General features: G+C 53.6%; 4 protein-coding genes and 1 pseudogene. 2 read left to right on the top strand and 3 right to left on the bottom strand.

Going from position 1 to position 8,079, the window contains the following annotated elements; genetic code table 11:
* Positions 1-103: 103 nt before the first annotated feature.
* The 3 genes and pseudogenes from JWG43_RS16865 to JWG43_RS20330 all read right to left on the bottom strand — a co-directional run bounded on the left by JWG43_RS16865 (position 104) and on the right by JWG43_RS20330 (position 6,462).
* Entirely contained in the window at positions 104-2,677 is a 2,574-nt protein-coding gene (locus JWG43_RS16865; RefSeq protein ID WP_205244119.1) for a type I restriction endonuclease subunit R, read from the bottom strand.
* A 238-nt stretch (positions 2,678-2,915) separates the two neighbouring features.
* Positions 2,916-4,289: a restriction endonuclease subunit S gene (locus JWG43_RS16860; RefSeq protein WP_205244118.1), complete on the bottom strand. Its 1,374-nt coding sequence runs from the start codon at positions 4,287-4,289 to the stop codon at positions 2,916-2,918.
* A pseudogene (locus JWG43_RS20330) lies at positions 4,286-6,462 on the bottom strand (type I restriction-modification system subunit M). Before JWG43_RS20330 ends, JWG43_RS16860 begins: the two are co-directional and overlap by 4 nt.
* Before the next feature lie 533 nt (positions 6,463-6,995).
* Here JWG43_RS20330 and JWG43_RS16845 point away from each other — a divergent pair.
* Together JWG43_RS16845 and JWG43_RS19965 are read left to right on the top strand one after the other, a co-directional pair.
* A complete protein-coding gene (locus JWG43_RS16845) occupies positions 6,996-7,598 on the top strand; it encodes a type IV toxin-antitoxin system AbiEi family antitoxin domain-containing protein (protein WP_205244115.1) in 603 nt (200 codons plus the stop codon).
* A 206-nt stretch (positions 7,599-7,804) separates the two neighbouring features.
* A complete protein-coding gene (locus JWG43_RS19965) occupies positions 7,805-7,927 on the top strand; it encodes a hypothetical protein (RefSeq protein ID WP_275888487.1) in 123 nt (40 codons plus the stop codon).
* Positions 7,928-8,079: the final 152 nt, after the last annotated feature.

The raw sequence follows: 8,079 nt of genomic DNA, 5'->3' as shown, positions 1-8,079 counted from the left end.
TATTAAGGTTCCCGACAAAGACATGGAACAACTCGCGCTCATTCGTGATGAGTTTCACGGCGAGTGGAACTACAAGATTGCCCCTAAACAAAACCCATAATGTTCAAGTTATTTTTACTAGACTCCTTAGTACCTCGACACGGTAACTGTCCATATCGATGGCCTCCAGGATGCCCCGGGAGAGATCCTCTTCCTTGGGCGCGGGGAGCTTCGGAATCAGGAAGTTCAGAAAGATCGACAGTTTCTCCCAACCAGCATTCGAGTACGGCAGGATCGAGGCCAGAAAGCCGTAAGTGCGCACAAAAACCTTGGCCTTGCCCTTGAAATCCACCTGGCCGTCTTCATCGAGTTCGGCATTATAGGTGGCCACGCAGGCATCCAGGATCGGGTCGAGCTTGTCGCGGTCCACCCCATTCAGGTAGAGTTTTACCAGATCGTCGATTTGTTGCTGAGCGTAGACTTGGTAACCGTCCAGATCCGACTTGAGGTCGTGCAGTTTGTTGGGATCGGTTTCGTCACTGAGGATGGTCGCACGGTAATAAGGCTCGAACGACTTCTTGATTATCTCGGAATCGTTATAGAAATCGAGCACAAAGGTGTCGTGCTTTTGCGGATGGGCGCGATTGAGCCGTGAGAGAGTCTGCACCGCCTTGATGCCGGAGAGCGCCTTGTCCACGTACATGGTATGCAGCAACGGTTCGTCATAACCCGTCTGGTATTTATCGGCGACGATCAGAAAGCGGTACGGGTCCTGCTTGACCTTGTCCGGGATCTGGCTGCTGGGGAAGCCGTTCAGGGTAGCTTCGGTGACCTTTTTGCCGCCATACTCGTGCTCCCCGGAAAAGGCGACGATGGGCGCGTAAGGGCTTTTGCATTCTTTGAGATAAGCCTTGAAGGCGTGGAAATATTGGATGGCCCGCACGATGCCGTTGGTGATGATCATGGCCCGAGCCTGGCCGCCGATCTTGCGATGGCCGATAACTGTTTCTTGGAAATGGTCCACCATGATTTCAGTTTTTTCCCGAATGGCGTGGGGATGAGATTCAACATAGTTGCGAATCTTCTTCCACGCTTTGTTTTTATCTACGAGAGGATCGTCCAAGATAGTTTTTACTAACAACTTTGCTGATGCCACCGGGGTATAATTCTTGAGCACATCAAGGATGAAACCCTCCTGGATGGCCTGCTTCATGGTGTAGGTATGGAACGGGTGGTGCTTCACAGTACCGTCGGGTTGCGGGTCAGGATTGCCGAAGATCTCCAGGGTCTTGTTTTTTGGGGTGGCGGTGAAGGCGAAGTAGCTGGCGTTGGTCACCATCTTCCGGTCTTCCATGATCTTGTTGATTTTGTCCTCGGTGTCCAGTTCATCCCACTCCTCCTTGTATTCACCCGGCTTTTCCGCAACGGCCATATTCATAGCCTTGGTTGCTTTGCCGCCCTGACTGGAGTGAGCCTCGTCAATGATGATGGCGAACTTGCTCTTGCGGTGTTCGTCGCCGATCTCCTCGAGGATGAAGGGGAATTTCTGCACGGTGGTGATAATGATTTTTTTCCCGGCCTTGAGGAATCGACGCAGGTCGCCGGAATGCTCGGCATGGCCGACGGTGGCGGAAACCTGGGCGAACTGCTTGATGGTGTCGCGAATCTGCTTGTCGAGCACCCGTCGGTCGGTGACCACGATGACGGAATCGAACAGCGCGTTGGCCTCAAACTCCAGCCCCACGAGTTGGTGTGCCAGCCAGGCGATGGAGTTGCTCTTGCCGCTGCCCGCCGAGTGCTGGATCAGGTAGCGCCTGCCAATTCCCGTCTTCCGGGCATTCGCCAACAACATCCGCACCACCTTCAATTGGTGGTAGCGAGGGAAGATCTGCTTGTACTTTTTCCTGCCGGTCTGCTCATCCTTTTCCTCCACCACCTGGGCGTAGTTTTCCAGGATGTCGGTCAGACCTTGTTTGGAGAGAGTTTCCTTCCACAGGTAGTCGGTGGCCAGACCGGCCGGGTTCGGCGGATTGCCCGCGCCGTCGTTGTAGCCCTTGTTGAAGGGCAGAAACCACGAGCCCTTGCCCTTGAGGTGGGTACAGAAACGCACTTCGTGGTCGTCCACGGCAAAATGGGCAATGCCGCGGCCGAACTGGAACAACAACTCCTTGGGGTCGCGGTCGCGCTGATATTGTTGCACGGCATCAAAAACCGTCTGCTTGGTGAGCTTGTTCTTAAGTTCGAAAGTGGCGATGGGCAGGCCGTTGAGGAACACGGCCATGTCGAGGGAAAGCGCGGTCTCGTTGCGGCTGTAGCGGAGCTGGCGGGTGACACTGAAGATGTTGGCCGCGAATCGTTCGGCTGCCTTCACGTTGCCCGGCGTCGGCGTGCCGTAGAAAAGGTCCACATGGGCCGGACCGTGCTTGATGCCGCTGCGCAGCACCTCCACCACGCCGCGCTTGGCAATCTCGCCCTGGAGCCGGTGCAGAAAATGGGTGCGCTTGGGACCGTCTTCGTCGATGCCGAGAGCTTCATAAGTGTCAAGCTGGGTGGCGGCAAGAAATTGCAGCAGCTTGGCCAGGTCGACGGCATGTTCCCGGTCGTAATCCTGCGGGTCGCCCTGAATGTAGCCGCTTTGATGGACCAGCGATTGGACAATCAGGCTTTCCAGCCCTTTTTCCGTTGTATCCGTCTGCATATCAGCCCCCGGCCCCACTTCTTTTCGTCTCAACCGATCAATTAGCCTGAAATAAAAATTCTATTATATATCAATAAGTTAATATTTTCATGCAGGCTTGTTCCGGTGATTCATCAATTACCCGTCAATTAAACTTTTGCCCAGAACTGGACATACTTCATGACCTACTCGGTCTCGGCGGGCAGCTTGCGCAGCTCATGTACAAGTCCGATAAGATACTCGGTTGGCCGGTCAACGGTCATTCCTCGACCTCCATATCCCCCTCGTCAACGATCAGATCTTCGGATTCGGCAACATCCTCATCCGGCGCCAGCAACTCTTCCTCGACAACCTCCGGCACCTCGATACCGCGCACATCCACCTGACCGGTGACCACATCGGAAATCAGCCTGGTGCGGTATTCGCGCATCAGCTCTATTTCGCGTTGGGCGCGGTTTATAGCCTGGTCGATCTCTGCCGTTTTTTCCTGGATGTGTTTAAGAATTTCTCGCTGCTCGATCTCTGGTGGATACGCAATCTTCAAATTCCCAATGAATGTCCAATCTGCCCGAGGCATTTTTGCTCCAAATGTTGAGCTGTTAATCAGATCAATTAGGCGTTTTGAACGAAGCTTTTGTTCAAGAAAATCAGCTGATACCTTTCCGGTAACTCGCAGGACCAGAAACTCACCTACACAAACTCCAGAAAACTGTGGCCTTGTTATCTTCGCCAGATACGGTCGTAGCTTTCCGAACAAAACATCACCAGGCCGAAAACGCTTCACTTGACTATCGAAGATGATCTCGCCGTCAGGTAGCGAGATCCTGCCGGTCCAGCTTTCTATGTGTTCAAGAGCTATGTAGGCCTCTCCTGGCTTCTTTTCGGACGTTTGCTCATTCAAGTTGTGGCACAAGAACTTGAGTCGACGCACTTCCCAATGCTCCGGAATATCCCCGATCCATTTCACGCCGCTCGGCTTGAACTTGACGTTGGAATCGAGCCCCCGGGTCACGGCCTGGTTGATGACGTTCTGTTTCTGCTCCTTGAGCAGTACGATGAGCCGCCGCTTGTTGCGGATGAATCTCTGGGCCTTGCCTCCAATCGCATCGAGAAATCTGATGATGTGTCGCTGCTCATCAACCGGCGGAACCGGCGAAGGCATACGTTTGAAATCCTGCCAGTAAAGCCGGTTGCGGTCTTTGACGATTCCACGGGAATAGGCGTCCACCTCGTTCATATAGGAGGCAGTGCGGAACAGATAGCTGAAGTAATTGCAGTCCACCTCGGGAAAAGGTCGCACAACAACATAGGCCGGGCTGACCAGCCCATCGACGGGTGCGACGCCAACGGCCCCCTGCCACATGCGCATCATGTTATAGGCAATATCCCCTTGGGTCGCACGCTTGTATTTTTCCCGGTCGGACATCACCTGCTTACGCTTCAAGTTATCCATGTCGCGCACGCGAACGCCGGTTTTCAACGACACCTCAAGGATGGGCAGTTCCCCAAACCCAGTCTCGTTGCGCTGAGAAAAAAGACGGCCATTCCGGAACAGATTCCAGTGGGCTGGAATTTCGCCTAGAAACGGCTGTCCAGAATCCTTGTATTCTGGATAGGCGGCCAGCTTCATCATTCAGCCTCCCCGACAATCTGTTCCAGAAGGCCTTCAGTCTCCTGCTCAAGGGCGTAAATATCAGCCTTGATCTCATCCAAGGTACGCATAGGCGCGGGCCGATAGAAATGGCGGGTGAAGGAGATCTCGTAGCCCTCCAGCGTTTTGCTCGGGTCGATCCAGGCATCCGGGGTGTAGGGCAAAACCTCGCGCTGGAAAAAGGCCTCGATGCCGCCTTCTTCCAACAACGGCACCTGCTCGCTGTCACGCAGGGCGGTATCCGGCTCGTATTCGACCACGGAAGAAGGGTGAAGGGTGAGGTGTGAAGGGTGAAGCTGGTCCTTTTCACACTTCAGACTTCCCACTTCAAACTTCCCGGTCATCGGTTTCGGCGTTGTCTTTCCAGGCTTATGCACTTTCTTGATGACCGGGCAGGCGTCCTCGCTGGTGTCGCAGAGTTCGCTTTGCAGCAGCTTCTTGCGCTTGGCGGTGAGCTTGACGCCGTGCTTGTCGGCATCGGCCTGAGCAGCGTCCATGAAGACGTTGAAATCCAGATGCGGACCAGCTCCGATGGTCTCAGCCACACGACTGGCCAGGTTGGCCAGCGGCTCTTCCTTGGCCTTGGCGCAGGTTTGTTCGAACCGTTCCAGCCGGGCCTGGCTGAGGTCGACGGCGAGGCGCAACGGACGGTCCACCGTCACCTTCCAGTAGCCGAAGGCCTCGTTGGGGAAGATCTTGGATTTCTCGGTTTCGACCGGATTCACCACCAGGTCGCAGATGGCGCGAATGTGTTCCTCGGCGAATTCGCAGTTCTTCTTGCCGAGGTTGCGGCGCAGCGGCACAGACCATTCGCTGGCGTCGATGAGCTGGACCTTGCCTTGGTGCTCTTCTCTCTTACGGTTAGTCAGCACCCAGATGTAGGTGGCGCGATACCGGTGTTGTAGAACATGTTCTCCGGACACGCGATGATGGCCTCCAGCCAGTCGTTCTCGATGATGCAGCGGCGGATGTTGCTCTCTCCCTGACCAGCGTCGCCGGTGAAGAGCGACGAACCGTTGTGGACTTCGGCGATGCGGCTGCCGAGACGGGTGGTGTGCTTCATCTTGGAGAGCTTGTTGACCAGGAACATGAGCTGCCCGTCCGAGGAGCGGGTGATCATCTTGTACTCCGGGTCGCCGGCGTGCTGGGTGACAAAACGAGGGTCCTTGATATCGTTCTTGCCGCCCAGGCGCTCCAGATCGGTCTTCCAGCTCTTGCCGTAGGGCGGATTGGAGAGCATGAAGTCGAACTCCTGCGACGGAAAGGCATCACTGGAGAGCGTTGAACCGTACTTCATGTTTTCGGCTTCGGCCCCTTCGCCTTTGAGTAGCAGGTCGGCCTTGGAGATGGCGTAAGTTTCCGGCTGCACCTCCTGGCCGAACAGGTGGATGGAGACATGCTTGCCGTGGCTCTGGGCCAGCTCGGCCAGGCGCTCTTCAGCCACGGTCAGCATGCCGCCGGTGCCACAGGCCCCGTCATAGACAAGATAGGTGCCCGATTCGATGTCATCGGCCACCGGCAGGAAGATCAGATCAGCCATGAGCTTGACCACGTCGCGGGGCGTAAAGTGCTCTCCAGCCTCTTCGTTGTTCTCCTCGTTGAAGCGACGGATTAACTCCTCGAAAATGGTGCCCATGGAGTGATTATCCAGCGCTGGAAGAATCTCGTTGCCGTCTATGTCTTGGACTGGCTTGGGGCTGAGATTGATGCGACCATCAAGGAATTTCTCGATAAGGTGGCCAAGGATATCCGCCTCGATCAACGTGGGGATCTGGTTGCGGAACTTGAACTTATCGAGGATTTCCTGGACGTTTGGCGAAAAGCCGTCCAGGTAGGCTTCGAAATCAGCCTTGAGCTGTTGCTGCTTGGCGCGATTTTTCAGGTCGCGCAGGGTAAAGGGCGAGACGTTGTAAAAAGCCTCACCCGAGGCCTGGCAAAGCGCAGCGTGCTGGTTGACGATCCCGGCGCCGTCGAGCTGTTTTTTCATGCCGAGCACCTTATCCTTACTCGCCTCGAGCAGCGCATCGAGACGCCGAATGACCGTCATGGGCAGGATAACGTCGCGGTACTTGCCACGCACATAGACATCCCGTAACACGTCGTCGGCGATGCCCCAGATAAAATTCACAATACTATTGTGGATCACATGATTCATGGTCCGTTATTACTCCTTGCGCCTCGAGTCGACGTCTATAGGCTCCCGGTTCAACGCTCGTCGACGACATCTTTTTTGCAGTTTCATGGCTTACCAGCCCGGTGGTCAGGCGGTATGGTCTAGTTGTTTATTCAGCAGCACAAGTTGTCATTGCTGGCCGATGGTGCCCGTGAAAAACCCATTTCACTATGAATACTTGTAACTCTATGATAATAATAAATTAAATGCAAGCATGCTTTGTCACCTCATCTTCACCCTCCTGGAAACTTGGCACAAAAGGATTTTTGCAATAATAGCGGTGATACCACGTGACACTGAGGACCGTCCGATTACGATTTTTGGCTGATGCACCTGTACTTGACGAAAGATCGGAAGGAATGGTGGTTGTAAAACGGCAGATTGTCACCAGGAAGAATTGCCCCTTGCTTGTTATTAATTGTCGGCATATATATTCGAGTGTCGATCTTTCGTAACATTTGAAACGGTGAAAGCTCAACAGAAACGTTGAACGTACCCAAAGGAAGGGGTACCGCATGCAAAGAAGTTCTCAAAAAATTCTGCAGCTCCTAAAAACTCGAACTGTTCTGCGGCCTGTTGATCTTGACGAATTGGGAATCCCACGCATCACCTTGCAGCGACTCTACCTGCGTGGCCTGGTTGAAAAGTTGGCGCGAGGAGTGTACAAACTGCCGGGAATTCCAGTTTCCGAGCATCATTCTCTGGCTGAAGCAGCGAAAATGGTGCCGAAAGGTATTATCTGCCTGTTTTCCGCTCTGCGCTTTCATGACCTCACCACTCAGACACCACATGAGATTTGGATGGCGATTGACCGGAAAACACGTTTGCCGGTGCACAAGGAACTGCCGATACGATTCGTTCGTTTTTCCGGTCCGGCACTGATTGAAGGAGTAGAAAGTCACATCATCGACGGAATACCGGTGGCTATATACCAACCTGGGAAAACGGTGGCAGATTGTTTCAAATATCGCAATAAAATTGGCCTGGATGTAGCCCTTGAAGCCTTGAAGGATTGCCTGCGAAACCGTCGATGCGAGGCGGATACTCTTTGGAAATTTGCCAAGATCTGCCGGATGAGCAATGTAATGCGACCCTATTTGGAGGCCATGAATGCTTGATGCTTCAACAGAAAATCGAAGCGGCCCCGGTGCGGCGGTTGCTGGATAGATCACGAAAAAAAGAAAGTATTAATTTCTGCTGACACGAAGGTACGACCTTGATTAGGCCTTTCGGAGCATGAGCCGTATTTCGTCCAACTGAGGATGAAAAAAACCTGCTGATCAAGTTGAGGATAGGATAATAACGCTCGAAAAAGGTACAGCTGATGCGCGATGATGACGAGGAATTCCATGGCCTTCTCGATGACGACCCGGCGCTGGATTGTATTCTGTTTGAGGAGATGCGCAAAGAAGACGAGAAGGCGACTGGAAAAAGAAAAAAAGGTTGAGCAGCATGGCGTAAAACGGTATTCGTACTAACCCCCATGACAAGAAGTCACAACGAAGCATGAAACTTAAGTGTTGAAAACGAAGGCGAGCCATGGCTATACATCCTTTTGAAAAAAACCCGTTAAATTCAATCAAAAAGGAGAATAGCCAT

Origin of the sequence: Desulfobulbus alkaliphilus (genome assembly GCF_016918545.1) — a bacterium.
Taxonomy (GTDB): Bacteria; Desulfobacterota; Desulfobulbia; order Desulfobulbales; family Desulfobulbaceae; genus Desulfobulbus; species Desulfobulbus alkaliphilus.
This window is presented reverse-complemented; position numbering and strand designations above follow the sequence as displayed.